The 18,690-nt window shown below is 45.0% G+C and carries 15 protein-coding genes; 2 read left to right on the top strand and 13 right to left on the bottom strand.

The genetic code is table 11. From position 1 onward, the window contains the following. Nucleotides 1-3: 3 nt before the first annotated feature. From eno to Q0307_RS17570, 3 genes are read right to left on the bottom strand one after another with little or no spacing between them, the layout of a single operon-like run. Nucleotides 4-1,284, bottom strand: a complete 1,281-nt coding sequence (gene eno / locus Q0307_RS17580; RefSeq protein ID WP_298662432.1) for a phosphopyruvate hydratase — start codon at nucleotides 1,282-1,284, stop codon at nucleotides 4-6. A gap of 20 nt (nucleotides 1,285-1,304) precedes the next feature. Then, complete coding sequence (gene kdsA / locus Q0307_RS17575; protein WP_298662429.1) at nucleotides 1,305-2,138, bottom strand: 3-deoxy-8-phosphooctulonate synthase; 834 nt, start codon at nucleotides 2,136-2,138, stop codon at nucleotides 1,305-1,307. Between the two features lie 2 nt (nucleotides 2,139-2,140). Continuing rightward, nucleotides 2,141-3,790: a CTP synthase gene (locus Q0307_RS17570; protein ID WP_298662428.1), complete on the bottom strand. Its 1,650-nt coding sequence runs from the start codon at nucleotides 3,788-3,790 to the stop codon at nucleotides 2,141-2,143. Between the two features lie 95 nt (nucleotides 3,791-3,885). Between Q0307_RS17570 and Q0307_RS17565 the strand changes: the two genes are divergently transcribed. Next, on the top strand, nucleotides 3,886-5,859 hold the full coding sequence (locus tag Q0307_RS17565; protein ID WP_298662427.1) for a M48 family metallopeptidase: 1,974 nt from the start codon (nucleotides 3,886-3,888) through the stop codon (nucleotides 5,857-5,859). Here the strand turns inward: Q0307_RS17565 and Q0307_RS17560 are convergent. The 6 genes from Q0307_RS17560 to Q0307_RS17535 all read right to left on the bottom strand — a co-directional run bounded on the left by Q0307_RS17560 (nucleotide 5,856) and on the right by Q0307_RS17535 (nucleotide 10,933). Next, on the bottom strand, nucleotides 5,856-6,440 hold the full coding sequence (locus Q0307_RS17560; RefSeq protein ID WP_298662426.1) for a DUF4166 domain-containing protein: 585 nt from the start codon (nucleotides 6,438-6,440) through the stop codon (nucleotides 5,856-5,858). The genes Q0307_RS17565 and Q0307_RS17560 overlap by 4 nt on opposite strands. 2 nt (nucleotides 6,441-6,442) lie before the next feature. Beyond that, a complete protein-coding gene (locus Q0307_RS17555) occupies nucleotides 6,443-6,916 on the bottom strand; it encodes a DUF2269 domain-containing protein (RefSeq protein ID WP_298662425.1) in 474 nt (157 codons plus the stop codon). Then, nucleotides 6,913-7,740 carry an NAD-dependent epimerase/dehydratase family protein gene (locus Q0307_RS17550; RefSeq protein ID WP_298662424.1) on the bottom strand — a complete coding sequence of 276 codons (828 nt, stop codon included), beginning with the start codon at nucleotides 7,738-7,740 and terminating at the stop codon, nucleotides 6,913-6,915. Before Q0307_RS17550 ends, Q0307_RS17555 begins: the two co-directional genes overlap by 4 nt. 68 nt (nucleotides 7,741-7,808) lie before the next feature. Beyond that, entirely contained in the window at nucleotides 7,809-8,825 is a 1,017-nt protein-coding gene (locus tag Q0307_RS17545) for a helix-turn-helix domain-containing protein (RefSeq protein ID WP_298662422.1), read from the bottom strand. Further along, nucleotides 8,822-9,622 (bottom strand): alpha/beta hydrolase, encoded by an 801-nt coding sequence (locus Q0307_RS17540; protein ID WP_298662420.1) that lies wholly within the window; start codon nucleotides 9,620-9,622, stop codon nucleotides 8,822-8,824. Before Q0307_RS17540 ends, Q0307_RS17545 begins: the two co-directional genes overlap by 4 nt. A 3-nt stretch (nucleotides 9,623-9,625) precedes the next feature. Next, nucleotides 9,626-10,933 (bottom strand): O-acetylhomoserine aminocarboxypropyltransferase/cysteine synthase family protein, encoded by a 1,308-nt coding sequence (locus Q0307_RS17535; protein WP_298662418.1) that lies wholly within the window; start codon nucleotides 10,931-10,933, stop codon nucleotides 9,626-9,628. Between the two features lie 228 nt (nucleotides 10,934-11,161). Here Q0307_RS17535 and Q0307_RS17530 point away from each other — a divergent pair, with 228 nt between their 5' ends. Continuing rightward, nucleotides 11,162-13,687, top strand: a complete 2,526-nt coding sequence (locus tag Q0307_RS17530; RefSeq protein ID WP_298662416.1) for a hypothetical protein — start codon at nucleotides 11,162-11,164, stop codon at nucleotides 13,685-13,687. A gap of 68 nt (nucleotides 13,688-13,755) precedes the next feature. Here Q0307_RS17530 and groL read toward each other — a convergent pair whose 3' ends face one another. From groL to Q0307_RS17510, 4 genes are all read right to left on the bottom strand, one after another. Continuing rightward, nucleotides 13,756-15,387, bottom strand: coding sequence for a chaperonin GroEL (gene groL / locus Q0307_RS17525; protein WP_298662414.1), 1,632 nt, complete (start codon nucleotides 15,385-15,387; stop codon nucleotides 13,756-13,758). Nucleotides 15,388-15,424: 37 nt separating this feature from the next. Further along, entirely contained in the window at nucleotides 15,425-15,712 is a 288-nt protein-coding gene (gene groES, locus Q0307_RS17520; RefSeq protein ID WP_298609050.1) for a co-chaperone GroES, read from the bottom strand. A 141-nt stretch (nucleotides 15,713-15,853) separates the two neighbouring features. Then, on the bottom strand, nucleotides 15,854-16,336 hold the full coding sequence (locus Q0307_RS17515) for an FxsA family protein (RefSeq protein WP_298662412.1): 483 nt from the start codon (nucleotides 16,334-16,336) through the stop codon (nucleotides 15,854-15,856). 83 nt (nucleotides 16,337-16,419) lie between these two features. Beyond that, nucleotides 16,420-18,387: an EAL domain-containing protein gene (locus Q0307_RS17510; RefSeq protein WP_298662410.1), complete on the bottom strand. Its 1,968-nt coding sequence runs from the start codon at nucleotides 18,385-18,387 to the stop codon at nucleotides 16,420-16,422. Nucleotides 18,388-18,690: the final 303 nt, after the last annotated feature.

Below are 18,690 nucleotides of genomic sequence, written 5' to 3'. Positions count from 1 at the left end.
TAATTAGTTAAACTGCTTAAATGCTGACTTACCCGCATAAATGCCACGGCTACCCAATTCACCCGAAATACGCAGCAATTGATTGTATTTCGCAATACGATCTGAACGTGATAAAGAGCCGGTTTTAATCTGTCCTGCCCCCGTTGCCACTGCAATATCCGCAATTGTTGAATCTTCCGTTTCACCGGAGCGATGCGAAACGACTGCGGTATAACCCGCATTATGTGCCATTTGGATGGCGGCTAAGGTCTCAGTTAAAGTACCAATTTGGTTTACTTTAATCAGGATGGAGTTAGCGATACCTTTATCAATCCCTTCTTGCAGGATTTTGGTATTGGTTACGAATAAATCATCACCAACGATTTGCACTTTGCTGCCTAATACATCCGTCAGATGTTTCCAGCCCGCCCAATCGCCTTCTGCCATGCCATCTTCAATACTTAAAATCGGATATTGACGTACCCAATTATGTAAATACTCGGTGAAACCTTCAGCGGTGAAACTGCGATTTTCGGACTCTAAAACGTATTTACCATCTTTATAGAATTCAGAGCTAGCTACATCTAAGCCTAACCAAATATCTTCACCGACTTTAAAGCCAGCTTTATTAATCGCTTCTAAAATAACTTCAATCGCTTGTTCATTGGAAGATAAATCCGGTGCGAAACCACCTTCATCGCCCACCGCCGTGTTTAAACCCCGCTTTTTCAATACCGATTTCAAATTATGGAAGACTTCTGCACCATAACGAATCGCTTCTTCCATCGAAGGTGCAGTGACCGGCAGAATCATAAATTCTTGTAAATCAACGCTATTATCCGCATGCGCACCCCCATTGATGATATTCATCATTGGCACGGGCAACTTGTAAGTGTCCGATTTTTTCAGGTATTGGTACAGCGGTAAGCCCTGCTCTTTCGCGCCCGCATGAGCAGCCGCCATCGACACCGCTAATAAAGCATTCGCACCTAAACGCGCTTTGTTTTCAGTGCCATCCAGCTCTAACATGATTTGATCAATACCCGCTTGATCAGTGACTTCATGACCTTTTAAAGCTGCCGCAATTTCGCCATTCACATTAGCAACGGCTTTTTGTACGCCCTTGCCTAAATAGCGTGAACCACCATCGCGTAATTCAATAGCTTCACGCGAGCCGGTCGAAGCACCGGATGGCACTGCAGCACGTCCTAGCGCACCGCTGGCTAATTTAACATCGGCTTCAACCGTAGGATTGCCGCGTGAGTCGATCACTTCACGGGCTAATACAGAGATGATTTCAGACATGATCTTAATCCCTAGAAAATTTACAAAGTTTGTTCAATGAATGGTTTAGCTTTAACCACTTGATCCAGCTCGACTAAAGATGCTAACAGCGCTTCCATTTTATCGAGCGGCCAAGAATTCGGGCCGTCACTCCAAGCATTCGCAGGATCTGGATGCGATTCCATAAATAAACCCGCAATCCCGACCGCCACCGCAGCTCGGGCTAACACCGGTACATGCTGACGCTCACCACCGGAGACACTTCCCTGTCCACCCGGCAACTGCACTGAATGCGTCGCATCAAATACGACGGGGCAATGGGTCGTGCGCATAATCGCAAGGCTACGCATATCCGATACTAAATTGTTATAGCCAAAGGTATAGCCACGCTCACAAACCATAATCTGCTGATTACCCACAGCCCGCGCTTTCTCAACCACATTGGTCATATCCCAAGGTGCTAAGAATTGGCCTTTTTTGATATTTACGGGCTTACCGGTACGCGCCACGCTTTGAATGAAATTCGTTTGGCGACACAAAAATGCGGGCGTTTGTAACACGTCAACGACACTCGCTACTTCATCCATCGGCGTATCTTCATGCACATCCGTGAGAACTGGCACGCCAATTTCGCGCTTGACTCGCTCCAAAATCCGCAAGCCCTCTTCAATTCCTACACCGCGCCGACTGTTATGCGAAGAGCGATTGGCTTTATCAAACGAAGACTTATAGATAAAAGGAATCTTTAAGCGTACCGTGATTTCTTTCAGCTTTTGTGCTGTTTCTAAAGCTAAACCGTCACCTTCAATCGAACAGGGACCAGAAATTAGAAAAAAAGGCTGTTCTAAACCGACCTCAAATCCACAGATTTGCATACTTAAGCCCCTTTAGCTTCGTGCTGAGCACGGGCGGCACGAATAAAGCTACTAAATAACGGATGGCCTTGACGCGGACGGGACGTAAACTCTGGATGGAATTGACAGGCCAAAAACCATGGATGATCCTTTAATTCGATCATTTCCACTAAGCTACTATCCGCCGACATCGCCGAAAAACTTAAACCGTGTTCTTCGAGTACCTTACGATAATTATTATTAAATTCATAGCGATGGCGATGACGCTCTACAATATCACTTGCCCCATAAGCCTTGTTAGCCAAAGAACCGGGGACTAAATGACAAGTTTGCCCACCTAAACGCATGGTTCCACCCATGTCCGAAGTTTCAGTACGCGTTTCCACCGAACCATCCTGATTTTGCCATTCGGTAATTAAACCAATCACCGGATGCGCGGTATCTTTCACGAATTCAGTACTATGCGCCCCCAAAAGATTCGCACAATGCCGCGCGTATTCGATCACCGCGACCTGCATGCCTAAACAAATCCCTAAATAAGGTATTCTGTTTTCACGCGCGTATTGAACTGCACGAATTTTGCCTTCCACACCACGCTTGCCGAAGCCACCGGGGACTAAAATCGCATCGGCTGCTTTAACAATATCCATCTCTGGCGAATCTTCATCCGACTCCAGCTTTTCTGAGTCGATGTAATTAATTTTAACTTTGGTATGGGTTTGAATCCCCGCATGACGCAAGGCTTCATTTAAGGATTTATAGGATTCGGTGAGATCAACATATTTACCCACCATGGCAATGCTGACTTCAGCTTCTGGAAACTCCATCGCATTCACGACATTTTTCCAGTCAGTCAAATCCGCATCCGGCAGATTACTTAAGCCAAAGCGCTCTACCACAATCCGGTCTAGCTTCTGCGCGTGTAACCACAAGGGCATTTTGTAGATATTATCGACATCAATTGCTGAAATGACAGCACGCTCTTCGACATTAGTGAAAAGAGCTATCTTGCGGCGCTCATTTTCGGGCAAGGCTTTTTCACTGCGACAGAGCAAAATATCGGGCTGAATTCCTATCGAACGTAATTCCTTGACGGAGTGCTGCGTGGGCTTGGTTTTAAGTTCACCTGCCGCAGCCACATAGGGCAAGAGGGTTAAATGGATATATAAGGCATTGTTGCGCCCTTCTTCCACGCCCATCTGCCGAATCGCTTCCATAAAGGGTAGAGATTCAATATCGCCAACCGTACCACCGATTTCGACCATCGCAATATCCGCATCGCCCGCGCCCGCGCGCACGCTGCTTTTAATCTCATCGGTAATATGCGGGATGACTTGCACCGTCGCGCCTAAGTATTCACCTTGGCGCTCTTTACGAATCACAGCTTCATAAATGCGACCCGTGGTGAAATTGTTGTAGCGCGTTGCGGTAAATCCCACAAAGCGCTCATAGTGCCCTAAGTCTAAATCGGTCTCAGCGCCATCATTAGTGACGAACACCTCGCCATGTTGAAAAGGGCTCATCGTACCGGGATCGACGTTAATATAGGGGTCTAGTTTCATCATCGTGACCTTGAGGCCACGCGCTTCGAGGATTGCACCAAGAGAGGCGGCTGCGATGCCTTTGCCAAGGGAAGAAACGACACCGCCAGTAATAAATATGTATCGTGCCATAGTGGGAGGCTGAACCTGTTGTGAACTGCAATGCGCGCGCATACTAGCACAGCTAGGTTCTTTGCTAAAGAAGTCCACAGTTTGAAAAGCCTGCTATGCAATCTTTTAAATCAGTGCTGGAACTAGCCATCAATCGGAAAAAGCATCAACAAGCTCAGCAGTTTGTTAGGCTAAACAGAGATTTCGCTACCCTAGCCCCAATGAAAACAACAACCGAACAGCGTCTCTACTTTGAAAGCTTAGTCGCCAAAGCTGAGCATGAACTCCGTCTGCAACCAGTCGCTTATAAACGTCGCCTGCAACATCTAGTCTATCTAGGTTATGCAGTGATTTTAGGTCTGCTCTTCAGCTTAGTGCTATTAGCGGGAGGCACTGCTTGGTTGGCCTTCACTAGCTCTGCCTTGCTCTTGCTGCTGCTCAAAACCAAATTGATTTTGGTTGTTTGCGCTTTAATTTGGATCTTGTTCAGGTCGCTTGTAATCCGCATTCCTAGCCCAAAAGGTTACCGCCTAGAGCGCAAGCAGTATCCTAAGATCTGGGAAGAAGTGGATCAAATCAGCAAAACTTTAAATACTCCACCGATTCACCAGATCCTGCTTAATACAGAACTCAATGCAGCTCTGGTACAAACACCACGCATGGGTTTAATCGGCCCTACTCAAAATACGCTCATCATCGGCCTAGAATTACTACTCGCCCTCTCTGTGCAACAAGCACGCTCGGTACTAGCCCATGAATTAGCACATTTGTCGGGTAATCATAGTAAATTTGCCGGAAAAATTTATCGACTCCGCCAGAGCTGGACGCAAATCAACCAATCTTTCATGCAAGCTAATGCCTTAGGCACGGGTTTAATTAGTAAATTTTTCAATTGGTATGCGCCCTACTTTGCAGGCTACTCTTATGTATTAGCGCGTGCTAACGAATATGAAGCAGACTACATTGCCAGCCAACTCAGTTCTCGCGAAGCAGCAGCTTCTGCTTTAGTCTCCTTAAACGTCTTAGGCGAATTTACCCAGCAGCATTTTTGGAAACCACTATTCGAGCGGCCTTACACACAAGCCCAAGCTGAAAGCCAAATTTACAGTCTACTTAGGCAGTTCTATCAGCAAGCTAATCTGAATAATGAAGATTTTAAACGTTATTTACGGGCCGCTTTAAGTCGCAAAACTGACTCTAGCGATACCCATCCGGCTTTAATGGAGCGTTTGAAAGCACTCAAATTCAACAATCTGCCCGCAAACTATGTACATGAAGCCAAAGCCATTACTTGGTTAGAGCCAGAACTAGAGCAAGTGCTTAAACATTTTAATCGGGAATGGATCGAAACACATGGCGCTCAATGGGATGAATTACATGAGCGCTCGAAACTTGCACGCGAAACAGTCAATCAGTTAAGAATGCGTTTATACGAAGATTTAACGCCTAAAGAACGTTGGCAATTAGCTGAACTGACCGCCAAATATTTACCTGAAAAAGATGCTCTACCCTTGTATCAAAAATACGCTGAATATCACCCAGAAGATACTGAAGCGGATTTAGCAATTGGACAGTTACTCCTAGAGCGTGATGATCCTCAGGGAATTAGCTATTTAGAAGAAGCCATGTTGCAACCCAAGCTGCAACCAGCGGCGGCTGAAGCCGCTTGGCGTTTTTATACTAAACAGAATGATCTAGAACAAAGTAGGCGTTGGTTACTCCATTTAGAAGCGGCTACCGATATGATGGCGGCAGCGCATCAAGAGCGTGCACACCTGCATCCTAACGATGTCTTAATTGATCCTAGCATCCATGCTATTACCAGCTTGAAACCTATGCTACTTGATAGCTTAGCCAAGCAGAAAAAAGTCAAAGCTATTTGGCTTGCACAAAAAGAGCTAGAGCATTTCCCGAACTATCCGGTGTATGTGATTGCAGTTCAAGTGCGTGGCTGGATATTCAATCAAGACAAGCTACAAGAACACTTGTTAAGCAGCCTAGAATTACCGAGTGATGCTTTCTTGATTAATAGTGCTGCACATAAGAAGCTGTTTAAACAAGCTAGTACAGTAGGGCAACGGATTTATTAAGAAGGCATGACCTCGGTACGAAAACGCCCCGAATAACGATAAACCTGCCCAAACAGCGGATGCTTTAAGCGAAAATCCATCGTGAAATGTTGTTCATCAACCCCGACTTCTTCAATCGTGGTATGCCCTAAGACTAAAGCTTCAGGGATAGGAATCAGTAAACTGCCTAATTTCAAGATATAAGCACGCCCCTCATAATAGAGTTTACCCTCTTGTACTTTAACTGCCATTTTTAAGCCCAAGTAAGGTTTGACGTACTCAATCAACTCATTACCACCGCAATACTGCCAAACACTATCAAAAGCTAGGACTCGCTTGGGTAACTCGACACGACGCTGCCAGACCTGTTGTTCGCCAAGCATACGTTTGCTGACCTGTGTCGGCGTATGTTGCGCTTGCTGATTAATCAAAGTACCGAATAAGCGTAAAAAATTCAGGGGCCATTGCATCCACTTGGGATATTCAATACTGAGTACCCCTACATCTCGATTACCCGCTGTCATGTAATGCATTTTTAGAGCAGGAGCCAAGGCACTCCATTGTGTCCCCAAAGCCTGTTGCATAATAGAAACTGCTGCCACGCTTATGCTACCCCCGTAAATTTAAACACCATCAATAACACAATAAACAGCATGGCAATAAAAGCTGGTACGCCTAGCCAAAACCAATAGCGCGCATAACGCCAATATAAAGCGGGTAAATCGGTCTGTGTGGCTAAAGCTTGCTCGGACAAGTGGCGCATTTGAATTTGCAACCAAACGACAGGTAGCCAACAAACGCCCGCTACCCCATACAAAACTAAGCTCCACATAATCCATGGTGTAGTGAGTGGATAATGTAAGAGATACACCATCCACAAACCGCTAATGGGCTGAAAAATAATCGTTGGTGTAGTAAAGAGCCAATCAGCTAGTACCACATGTCGATTCATCACTGCAATATGCGCAAGATTTCCGCTACGATCCGCCATCCATTTATAAAAAGCACTCCCTAAGCCCGTACCAAACAGCAGTACCATGCTTAAAATATGTAGATATTTGAGACTAAGATAGCTCATGCAACTTGCCCTAGCTCCAGCGGCATACGCCCCAGAAACTGCTTAAAACCTGAGACATCCGCGGTGTTACCCTTTTCCAGCATGCGCATATTGTCTGGATGCAGCACAGGAATCAGCTTATGGCCAAGCTTTGCACTCAGCATAATTAAAGACCAAGGAATCGAAAGGGTCAGCGCTGGCTTTTTCCCTTGTTGCGCTCGCAAAGCTTGTAGCCAAGTTTCCAAAGTATATTCTTTGGGGCCAACGACATTGATCACTTGTTTGCTAGGCTCTGCGGTCAGACAATGCAGCACCGTCGCCACCAGATCGCTAACATTCACGGGCTGAATCCGTTGTTGCCCCCCACCGGGCAAACTAATGATGGGTAAAGCCGCTAAGCGGCGAAACATAGCATCACTAGAGCCACCGGCTCCATAAACCAAAGAGGGCCGCAGCACAAACCAATCTAGGTTTAAGGCTTGCAAACCTTCATCGGCGGCCTTTTTACTCTGCTGATAGGGTACAAAAGCCTGCTCAACACCAAGGGCAGAGATTTGGATAACCCGTTTAACCCCTTGCTGCTCACTCGCTTTAAATAATGCTAAGGGTGCACGGGTATGCAGATTTTCAAATGACTGCCCACGAGTTTCCGCAATAATGCCGACCGCATTGATCACCACATCTACACCTGCCAAATATGGAATCCATTGCTTCGGCTCTAGCATTTCATTGAAATTGACTCCATAGCGGCGAGCAATCGGTACAACCATATGCCCAGCTCGTTCCAAGGCTGCTTTAATCGCTCCACCAATAAACCCACTAGCACCCGTAACTAATACTTTCATAGCCGCTCCTTTTTGCATGAATTTAGAGCTAAGCTAAGGCAAAATTGTTGGTTATACTTCCGTTTTGATCATTTCGGAATGGATTTTTGGTTTAATTTACGAAACTGCCCCGGTGTCATGCCAACAATTTCGCGGAAGGCTTCATAAAAATTCGACTGTGAACTGAATCCGACCGCTAAACCAATCCCTAGTACGGTGGCTTTCGGTTCATGGATTAATTGCAGCTTAGCGGCCTCCACGCGCTGCTCGCGTAAATAGCGCGAGAAACTTTTGCCCAAACGAGTATTGATCAATTCGGATAATTGATAATGGCTTAAACCTAGAGCCTCCGACAAACTAGGCAAATCTAGCTCTGTGTTCTGATACAGTTTTTGCATGTGCATAAGTTGCTGCAATACCTGTAAAGCAGCCTCACAATCGACTTTACTTAAGGTAGAAACCGCATAAGTCTCACGTGCTGCCTCAGCGACTTCAGTGGGTAATTGTGGAGCAAAACTTAACACCGCACTCACCAAGACAAAGCCACAGCCAATCGCAGCCGCATATAAACTAAAAAATACTTGATCCGGCACTAAGGCATTACTCACTCCGAGTACAATAACCAAAATTGCCAGCACAAACATCAGTGCTAAACCCAAGAGCTCTAAGCGGAAACGACTACGTTGCGCGCGTAAAGCATAAATATTGAAACCTAAAAGCACCAAATACCCCGAACCGACCACAAAAGCTAAGGGCAAAGCCCAAGCCGGTGGCAAAATTAGCGCTAGGAGAACAGGTAAAAAATGCTGCCAACGCTCAGCAAATGGCTGGATTTTTGCCTCTAACAAGGGTGCACTGAGTAGATAAAAAGTCGGTGCCACCATGAACAGTAGAGCATTATAAAAGCGACTATGCACCCACTCAGTGCCAAATTCTAAATAGCTAAAATTTAAGAGTTGGATAGCTGCCAAAATGGCTAGTAACACGACACTTAAATAAGTCACCGCTTGACTAGACTGACGCCATGCATAGAGCACTAATAAGCCTGCATTGATCACTGAAAAACCAATTAATAGCAAGGCTAAACCTATTAATAAATGCATCATTCCTTTAAGGCAAGTGGCTTAATAAAATCACGCAATAACTGTAAACAAGCTGCAGGCTCTTCCACTGGCAACATATGCCCTGAAGCTAATTCCGTATGACTCTGTAGATTTGGTAAGACTCCCGCTAAGGCTCGTCCTGCCTTAAGGGGAGTCATGCGATCATATTCGCCAAAAATTAATTGGGTGGGGGCAGTGATTTGTTTTGCAGCTTGCTCACCGTTTTGATAAGCCTGACAGGCCGCTAAATCAATGGCGAGCGGATTCTGTTGCATAATTTGCCCCGCTATCGCTAAGGGAGCTAAACCCGGTACTTGTGAGCATCCCAATTGATAAGCTTTGCCAAAACCCCAATTCAGCATCGCAGCCACTGCCGATGGTTTATTCTTACTAGCCAACTGCAAAAGCTGATCATTTACTGGAATTGCGGCTCCAGTTGCAATCAAGCTCAGCGAACGAACTCGTTTTGGTTGAGAAGCAGCCGCCTCTAACGCTATTAAAGCTCCTTGGGAATGACCCACCAAGCTCACAGTCTTAATCTGCAATTGATCAATTAAATCCCAAACCCAAAGGGCGGCGGCTTGAATAGAACTTAAAGCTTGCCCCGTGGAAAGACTATGTGCAGGAAAATCAGGGGCAAGTACAGAAAAACCATGAAATGCAAACCAACGGGTTTGGAGCTGCCAAGCGCGATGATCCATGCCACTTCCATGTAAAAAGAGTATTGTTGGCAAATTCACATCAAATACTTTACCGCCTGTGCCTAGATAAATGCGTGCTTGTTGGAAGTCTAGATACACGACTTACTCCTTAGCGAATTTCGCAGCGGCCTTTAAGCCGCGACTGAAATCGGCTTGAATATCCTGTAATGCCTCCAAGCCGACCGAAACGCGTAATAGATCTGCACTAATACCCGCCGCCTGTTGTGCTTGGGAATCTAAACGGGAATGGGTCGTTGACGCAGGATGTAATACTAATGTACGCGAATCGCCTACATTCGCGAGATTAGTGGCGAGCTGTAAAGCATCCATAAAAGCTAAACCGGCTGCTAAACCACCTTGAATGCCAAAGCTTAAAATAGAACCTGCCCCTTTGGGCATCAACTTTTGAGCTAAGCTATACTGCGGATGCGTACTTAGACCCGGATAATTTACCCAAGCCACTCCCGCTTGCTGAGTCAGCCATTCTGCTAAAACACGTGCATTATCTACATGCTTAGCCATACGTAAATTTAAGGTTTCTAAACCTTGCAGCAGTAAAAAAGCATTCAGCGGACTTAAGGCTGCACCAAAATCACGCATAGCTTCAGCGCGGACACGCATACTAAAAGCCGCAGGACCAAACTCTTCCCAGAAATTTAAACCTTGGAAGGGCGCATAATCCTCGGTGAGAGTTGGAAAAGCGCGCTGCTCAGTACCCCAATTAAAATTTCCACCGTCAATAATAGCGCCACCTAAAGCATTCCCGCTGCCACCAATCCACTTAGTTAAAGAATGTACGACAATATTTGCTCCTAGCTCGATAGATTTGGCCAAAGCTGGAGTAGCGAAGGTAGCATCCACGACTAAAGGCAGAGCTTGTGCTTGGGTGATTACTGCTAGTGTAGGTAAGTCAGCAATATCTAAAGCTGGATTACCGATAGATTCACAAAAAACTAATTTGGTATTACTTTGAATAGCAGCCTCCACGGCTGCATGATCATTAATATCCACGAAACTAGTGTTAATTCCGCAACGCTTTAAAGTATGGCCCAATAAAGTGGCTGTTGAACCATAGATTTGTGCGGCAGCAACAATGTGATCGCCCGCCGAGCACAAACTTAAAAACGTGGTGAATAAAGCACTCATACCTGATGCCGTGCAGACACAGCCAACACCTCCTTCTAAAGCGGCTAAGCGCTGCTCTAAAACAGCCACAGTGGGGTTACTCATGCGACTATAAATATGCCCACCTTGTTCGACATTAAATAGGGCAGCCCCCTTGTTAGCCTCACTAAAAGCATAGCTAGTAGTTTGATAAATCGGCACCGCACGACCGCCATAGAGTGGTTCAGGTTGGTAACCTGCATGCAGTGCTATGGTATCAAAGGCAAAGAAGGATGCAGCGGGCATAACTGGCTCCTATACAAACAAATCAGTGGGCGGAACTAAGGGCAGATTTTGTAAAACACTAAACGAGATGAGCTTTAAGCAAGTTAAACTGAACAATTGGAATCCTCCAGTTGACTAAGTATCCTGATAGTACTGCATTTAATCTAGCTTAGGTGCTATGTACCGGCTGAATGCTCTATACTTGCCTGCTATTCTTAATCTATCGCGACTTGATGGGCAATTGAAACCATGTCGACCTCAGTAAAAACCGTAGCGTCACCCACGGACTTATTTTTAATTGATAACCGTTTTAGTGTACGCCGAAAAATGTCCTCTACCGCTTTAGCTGATGTGTATTGGGCTGATGATCTATACACCCCCACGCAAGGTGAACAAGATCATATGGTTCTGCTCGTGTTAGCAGCCCCAGCCATTAGCACTCTACCGGACTTTGCTAAAGCATGGTCTGCCGTCATGTCACGCCCAGCGCCACCGGCGGCAGCCTATCCAACTATTCTGGCATGGGGCAGTGCCGAAGATAACTACTGGTTTAGCTGCGCGAATACTCAAGGCAGCTTGCTGAGCGAGTATTTTAATGAAATTGACAAGCGAGGCTTAGCGCCTGATCAAGCTTTTAAGCTAACCGAGGCCGTCAGTCATGCCTTAAGTAATGTGCAAGCCGGCGCTTTTGGTTATTTCGAACCGGGTAGCACTATGCGCACGGATCAGGGCTATGTTTTACTGAATGCACCGCTCGTTAAAATCATGCATTCACTACTTTTACAACAAACGGGTGTGCGCTCACCTTTAGCTTTACATTCGTCATGGCTAAGCCCCTCTGTAGCGGTCGGTGATCTGCCGGTCACTGAAGATGATAGCTTCTCAATGGCTTGCCTCTATCAGATGCTATCAAGCTTGCACCCCCCTTATGGTCAGCAAAGTACTTTAACTGCTTTGGCACGTGGAATACCCTTCACCATTAATCCCAAACTTAAAACCGAAGCGCAACAAGTTTTAAGTCAAGCACTATCGCTACAGCGCAACCAACGCCCAGAAAACCCCGAAGCTTTATTAAAGGCCTTAGGGCGCAAACACTATCGCAAGGCTTTATTACCATTAGCAGCGTTAGCCGCTCTAGGTGTAGTGGTTTATGCCAGCTATCATTTAGTTTCAACATTCAATGGTTTACTCAATGAATCTACGCCAAGCGAGCAAACACAAGCATCTGTTAACCCGCTGCCAGCTCCCCTTACCGAAGCGCAGGTTGGCAAAACTGATACCGCTAGCCGACCAACTGAAGAGGTCGGTTTAGTCAACGACTCTTCAACTAATACAACTGCTGCCTCAACGATTACCGCTCCGACTAACACTGCTGGTACGAATACCTTAGCAGCACCCTCCAATCCCATTATTACTACTGAAGCTACAACTACTACCGACAGCACGACAACTGACTCAAGAGCAGCCGTTAATGTAATGCCCGATCAAGCCACACTTAGCGCCACTAATACAGAAACCAGCCTACCTGCTACTAGTTCTGAAGCAAGCTCTGAAGCCAATCCCGAACAGCAAGCGCAACTCACGCAATTGATTTTAAAAGCCACTGCAGCGTTTAATGCTGGCAATACCACTGGCACTGATGGTGCCTTAGCAACTTTACGCCAAGCGTGGACAGTTAACCGACAAGACCCCAATGCGCGTGCTTTGCTAAATAAAATCATTGCGCAACAGCAGCAGCAGACTGAAAACCACCTCAATCTGAATAGACCTGAAGAAGCTAAAACCTCTTTAAGTCAAACTGATGATTTGATTCGTGAATTCACTTTAACGGATCGAATTGAAGAACAAGTACGTTTAGAAAGCATCTTGGAAATTCGGGAGCGCGAACAACGCGAGGCTGACGAGCTATTGCAACAAGCAAAAGCAGCGATCAAACGTGGCAATTTGAGTAAAGAAGAGAGTGAGAATAATGCCCTTGCTTATCTGAATAAGCTCATGTTTGTTCTGCCCAACAACGCTGAAGGACGCTTACTCTTAGAAGATGTGGTGCAAGCACGCCAAGCACAAATTAAAACTAATTTAGATCGCAATAAGCTCAGCAAAGCAGGCGATTATTTGGATGAAACCAGTCGTTTAATTCGCAAATACAATTTGACTGGTCTATCTAAAGCCCAAAGCTCTTTAGAACAAGACTACCGGCAAGCTGTGGAAGCACAGCAGGCGCAAACCCCTAACAGCCAAAGACCAGCGACAGAAACTAATTTAACTGCGGCCGAACAAGCAGTTGTTCAACAATCTGCTATTGTTGCGCCATTCCCTGCTGAAGGTGAGCGCTCTGTAACCGCAAATGATGATCTAACCTTATTGGATCAAGCAGCCCCACCTACCAACGAAACAGCGATTGGGCAACCAATTGTTAGTGCAGCACCTGTACAAAATCCTGAAGCTGCTACGCCCTTACAGACTGTGACTAAACCCGTGCGTCCACGTCCCGTACCACCTGCACAACAGCCAACAGAGCAGATCATCGAAGGCGGGCCCGCTCAGGTAGAAATGATCGAGCAGCCACTCCCGCCAACAATTAGCCAACCTGCATTGGTCGAGCCAACCCCACCCGTTGCTACTCAAGCTGAAGAACTGCCTGTAGAAATGGTACTACCCTCTCCTCAACCCATCTCAGTGACCGCAGGTACAATTAATAATCAAGGTGTTTTAAATGTACGCGGTTTAGCAGCACCAACTGAAGAAGAAATCCCTGATAGTGAGCGTAAATAAGTTAGCTCCTTAAAGAAAAAAGGCTCCGATTGGAGCCTTTTTCTTATCAAGACTGCTTAAGTCTTAAATTACATCATGCCGCCCATGCCACCCATGTCTGGCATGGCTGGAGCCGCCTCTTTCTTTGGTAATTCAGCCACCATCGCTTCAGTAGTGATGATTAGACCTGCTACAGATGCAGCATTTTGTAGAGCTGTACGTGTTACTTTAGTAGGATCTAAGATACCCATAGCGATCATATCACCGTACTCAGAAGTACGTGCGTTATAACCTTGGTTACCTTCACTCGCTTTAACTGCATTCAGAATCACTGAAGGCTCGTCACCTGCATTGGCACAGATTTGACGTAAAGGCTCTTCCATAGCACGCATAGCGATTTGGATACCCACATCTTGCTCGTGGTTTTCGCCTTTTAAGCTACCAATCGCTTGTAAAGCGCGTACCAATGCAACACCACCGCCTGGAACTACGCCTTCTTCAACCGCAGCGCGTGTTGCATGCAGAGCATCTTCTACGCGAGCTTTCTTCTCTTTCATTTCGACTTCAGTCGCAGCGCCTACTTTAATAACCGCTACACCACCAGCCAATTTAGCCATACGCTCTTGCAATTTTTCGCGGTCATAATCAGAAGTAGTCACTTCCATTTGCGCACGGATTTGCTCAACGCGAGCTTTGATATCATCAGCAGAACCAACGCCATCGATCACAGTGGTGTCTTCTTTAGTGATGACCACACGCTTCGCTTGGCCTAAGTCCTCTAAAGTCACATTGTCTAAGCTCATGCCCACTTCTTCAGAAATGACTGTTGCACCTGTCAGAATGGCTAAGTCTTGTAACATCGCTTTACGACGATCACCAAAACCGGGCGCTTTGACTGCAGCTACTTTCACGATGCCACGCATATTGTTCACGACTAAAGTGGCTAAGGCTTCGCCTTCGATATCTTCAGCAATAATCAATAAAGGCTTGCCTGATTTTGCAGCGCCTTCTAAAGCGGGCAATAATTCGCGGATATTAGAGATTTTTTTGTCGTGCAACAGAATATAAGGGCTATCCAACTCAGCAGTCATGCTTTGTTGATTGTTCACGAAGTAAGGAGACAGGTAGCCACGATCAAACTGCATACCTTCAACCACAGCTAATTCGTTCTCTAAAGAGTTACCTTCTTCAACGGTGATAACGCCTTCTTTACCGACTTTATCCATTGCATTAGCAATGATCGTACCGATAGATTCATCCGAGTTAGCAGAAATGGTACCGACTTGAGCAATAGCATTATTGTCTTCGCAAGGCTTAGACATAGAATGTAATTTTTCAACAGCAGCGGTCACTGCTTTGTCGATACCACGCTTTAGATCCATTGGATTCATGCCTGCAGTCACGGATTTCATGCCTTCACGCACGATAGCTTGCGCTAATACCGTCGCAGTTGTTGTACCATCACCGGCAGCATCAGAAGTTTTAGAAGCAACTTCTTTCACTAATTGCGCACCCATGTTCTCGAACTTGTCTTCGAGTTCGATTTCTTTGGCAACTGACACACCGTCTTTCGTAACAGTCGGTGCACCGAAAGATTTTTCTAAAACAACGTTACGGCCTTTAGGACCTAAAGTTACTTTAACTGCATTGGCTAATACATTAACGCCTTTCACCATCCGTGAACGCGCATCATCACCAAAACGTACGTCTTTAGCACTCATTCTTTTTAATCCTCTTTAAATCAGTTAGCTGGGTGAATTAAGCAATAACAGCCAAAATGTCTTCTTCACGCATGATCAATACTTCTTGACCATCGACTTTCACTGCAGTACCGGCATATTTGCCGAACAGTACTTTGTCGCCAACTTTAACTTGCGGAGCGATACGCTCACCGTTATCACTTGCTTTACCTGGGCCAACGGCTAAAACTTCGCCACGATCTGGTTTCTCAGTTGCATTATCGGGGATGATGATACCGCTGGCGGTCTTGCGCTCTTCTTCCATGCGACGCACAACAACGCGATCATGCAAAGGACGAATACTCATTGTGGATACTCCTTGGATTTATTGAATCAGGATTTATTTTGGGGCTAGCAGGGAATCTTCAACCTGTTAGCACTCAGTGTTAACGAGTGCTAATAATAAGGGCGACTTGAGCAAAGTCAAGGGTAAGAAAATGAAAAAATTTTAAGGTTCCTGCTTACGAACATACTCACCTTCCAAAGCAACAGGGGTAGGACGCGTAGCACTGGTCTCTTGAACACGGGTATTACTGTGGATATAGACATCGTTGTAAACCGCGCCTGACTGACGCTGCAAACGCTTCGCAAACAGCTTCATGAGAAGCTTACGGGTAGGTGGTAATAGACAAAATAACCCCAGAAAATCCGTGAAAAATCCGGGAGTCATGAGCAAGATACCGCCTAAAACAATGAAGATACCTTCCTTCAATTCGTCAGCAGGTAGCTGGCCTTGACGTAAATTATTTTGGAAACGCGTCAACGCCGCTAGGCCTTGTTGCTTTAATAAATAAGCACCCAACACTGAGGTGGCAATTACTAATAGAATTGTGGGTAAAGCGCCAATCACTTGCCCTACTTGGATCAGCAAATAGATCTCAACCAAGGGTACTGCAAAAAATAATAACGCTAAGATGGGTAAGGTACGCAAAAACAAAGTCCTTTTGTAGCAAGATAGAACTTAGTATTGAGTTTTTACACCATTTTTCAAGCAAAAACGATGAATATAAGGGCTTAAGCTATTTTTCTAACTGACTGAGGTAACTCAACCCTTTGCGCACATAGATGTTTAAAGGGAAAAGGTTTCCCACAATAGTAGCCTTGCGCGAAATCTACCCCAATCCCTCGCAAACGCTCTAAGGTTTCTGCGTCCTCAACCAATTCAGCAATCGTAAGGAGGTTCATTACTTGTCCAACTTCATGAACTGCTTTAATCATGGCTGCATCCACCGGATTAGAAACTAAGTTATGCACAAAATTCCCATCGATCTTGAGGTAACTGAGTGGGAGATCGCGCACATAATTTAAGGATGAAAAGCCACTACCGAAATCGTCTAAGACTAAATGACAACCTAAACCATGTAAAGCCTTCATCAGTCGCTTAGTCTGTACAAAATTGGCTATAGCCACTGACTCAGCAATTTCAAAACACAATAAAGCAGGATTAACCTTATGTTTAATGATTTCTGCATGAATGAACTCAAATAGCTCAGGCTCTTGTACTGCTTGTGATGATAGATTAATCATCAACCTTGGCTCTATGCCTTCCTTACTACATAGATTAGTAGTAGTGATCATCTCCAAAACTTTACGAATGATCCAACGATCAATCCTAGTCATCATATCTAGACGGTCAGCAGCAGGTAAGAAGCTTCCTGGACTTAACAGGTGCTTTCTAAAAGGTAGTCGTAACAGAACTTCATATTGATGGGAAGCAAACTGACTAGTAGCTTGTAACGGCATAATAGGTTGTACAAACAAGATAAACCTATCATTTTCCAGCGCTTTTTCTAAGACCTTACCCCAGTCAGTATGCCGCTGCTCTGACTGATAAACCTCCTCTGAATTAAGATGCGCAAAAGTTTGATTCCGTCCTAAGGCTTTAGCTGTATAGCAGGCTCTATCTGCATCAGCGAAAAGATTTTTTAAGGTGAGTTCAGGAGCTGGAATAAACTCGACTAGCCCAACACTAGCAGTGACACTGAAGATTTTACCTTCCCAGCTAAAGCGGAAATTACGCAACTCTATGAATATGGAGTCCATAATCGCGCGCGCCTTTTCTAAAGCACAATTTTCTAAGAAAATAGTGAACTCATCACCGCCCATGCGAGCTACTTTGTCAGTTTGTCGTACAAACCGTTGAAAAATCTGTGCAACTTGCTTAAGCAACTCATCACCCGCTTGATGTCCACAAGTGTCGTTGACAATTTTGAAGTTATCTAAGTCAATACTGACTAGCACATGGGTCTTAAGCAGCCCCGAATCATCATGAGCAACCTGCTCTAAATACTCCTCAAAGCTACGCCGATTCATTAATCCTGTTAAGGCATCATGGGAAGCTTGCTGATAAAGCCTATTTATTACTTTACGATCAGCGGTCACATCACGAAAAATAAAAACCAGAGTATTAGCTGGATCATGTAAGTGTGTAGTGTATAGCTCTACATAGCGTACCTTACCTACCCTAGATGTTAATTTTACTTGCCCAAATTGCAATAAATGTTGTGGGTGAGCTTTATGCACGTCCATGACCCTTGGGACAATAGCTTTACCCTGAGCATCTTCAATTTGTACTATGTTGTGAATAGCTTTACCCACAACCTCTTCATGGCTGTGCCCAATAAGCACTTCTGCACTTTTGTTTAAATAGATGATTGCGCCCTCACTACTGACCGTAATGACACCACCTGCTAACTCCTCAAGAATCCATTCCGTTGGGCTATTCTCTGTGGCTAGGTAACCATCAGTGCTAGAACAAGACGCATAAGTGCTAAAATTTTTGGTCGCTAAACCGAGTAAAGTATTGCTCCAGCTCAAATTACTATGCAGAAATAAAATTACCGTCTGCCCCACCAACAAGCCTAATAAAATCCATAAAATGGCTGGAAAGCTAGTGGTATTACCATAAATAGACTGCCAAGTGCCTACTCCTAGACCAACCACTAGTAATGTCAATGAGAAGAAGGTTTTGAAGAAACGCATTGCGCCCCCACAGTCAGGATTAAATTATTTTTATATTAATTACACTTATGACTATACATGGATATGTTCAAAGATGCTACACCGCCTATCGTATCTCAGTGCTCAAATCAATATACTTATTGTAAAAATTGTAAAAAAAATGATCAACTCTAAAACGATGTTAGTTATTTTTTCTTAGCAGCAAGTTAATTTTTTAAGAACAATCTTTGAAAAACTCAGTAAATTTCAATCTTGTTATAGTTGACATTATTTAATGGTAAAGTATATTTTAACAGTTTCTGAACAACTGTAGAGAGAAAGTAA

The sequence above is a fragment of the uncultured Thiothrix sp. genome (genome assembly GCF_937873765.1).
In the GTDB taxonomy this organism is placed as follows: domain Bacteria; phylum Pseudomonadota; class Gammaproteobacteria; order Thiotrichales; family Thiotrichaceae; genus Thiolinea.
The sequence above is the reverse complement of the archived record's forward strand: the minus strand, read 5'-3'. Positions and strand labels throughout refer to the sequence as shown.